The sequence below is a fragment of the Candidatus Nitrosotalea sp. FS genome (assembly GCF_011319475.1).
Lineage (GTDB): Archaea > Thermoproteota > Nitrososphaeria > Nitrososphaerales > Nitrosopumilaceae > Nitrosotalea.
The window spans coordinates 626-1,714 of sequence record NZ_RCMC01000079.1 but is presented as its reverse complement, the minus strand read 5'-3'; the positions used below and the strand labels follow the sequence as shown (position 1 = coordinate 1,714).

General features: G+C 40.9%; 1 protein-coding gene and 1 pseudogene. One reads left to right on the top strand and one right to left on the bottom strand.

What is annotated here, in order from left to right; translation table 11 throughout:
* Nucleotides 1-581, bottom strand: a 581-nt coding sequence (locus DYY66_RS03180) for a proteasome subunit beta (RefSeq protein WP_166286155.1), incomplete at its 3' end; no start/stop codon positions are given.
* 103 nt (nt 582-684) lie between these two features.
* On the opposite strand from DYY66_RS03180, the pseudogene DYY66_RS13920 reads away from it, so the two are divergent.
* A pseudogene (locus DYY66_RS13920) lies at nt 685-1,089 on the top strand (iron-containing alcohol dehydrogenase); the annotation flags it as partial.

Genomic DNA, 1,089 nt, shown 5'->3' with positions numbered 1-1,089 from the left:
TGCTTGTCGATGATAGCTACATTGATTCCGTCACCAGTTCCAATGTTTCTGGTGATTGCAGCCTTTACCGCTCTTAGGGCAATCATCTTTCCCTCTTCTACTGTCAAGCCATCACGGTACTCACTTTCCAAGAGACCGTAAGCTACTGGAGATCCACTTCCTGTTGTTACGTATGTTTTTTTGTCAAGCGAGCCAAACATGTCAATGTTGTACAATGCTGGGCCCTGCTTGTCATATCCTCCAACGAGAATATCTGCAATGAATGGATAGTATCTATTCTGGAAGAATATCAATGATGCAAGTCTTGCAATTGATTTTATCGGTAGATACTCTTGCTTGTCAATTCTGTGTATGTTTGAATGATATCTTAGCATGTCTGTTACATTTTGTGCATCTGCAACACCACCTGCGATTGTCATTCCGGCGTGATTATCGATCTTTTGGATCTTCATTGTATTGTTATTTGCTATGAAATATCCTGCGCTTGCCCTCATGTCTGCGCAGAGGACTACACCGTCAGTGCAGCTTATCCCTACTGTAGTTGTTCCATGGTATGTGTGTTGTTCGATATAGTCTGACAAATAACTTGCTCCTAAGTTTAGATATTTTGGATTGCATATCACCCGCTTAAATAACTTTGGATTGCCGGGAATCGATAAATAACCAAATTCCAAGTGAAAAACCATGGCTTCTCACATCATGGAGCTACCAAGAAAGATACTCATAGGTGAGAACAATATTTCTGGTATAGGAGAATTTCTTGCTGGCCTGTCAAATCCTAGAAAGGTTTCTTTGGTATCAGGTGACAAGGTCCGAAAGATTACTGATAAAAAAATTTCTTCATCGCTTACTGATTCTGGAATAAAGTATGTGTGGCACCGCAGCACAAGCAACGATGTAGCATCTGCCAACCGTACTCTGTCAGAGATAAAAAAAGACAAGAGCGACTTGATAATTGGAATTGGCGGCGGAAGGTCTGTTGATATTGCAAAGATGATTGCATATAATTTGAAAAAATCTTTTGTGAGCATTCCGACATCTGCTTCACATGACGGTATTGCCAGTCCGTTTGTTTCAATACGTGGAGAC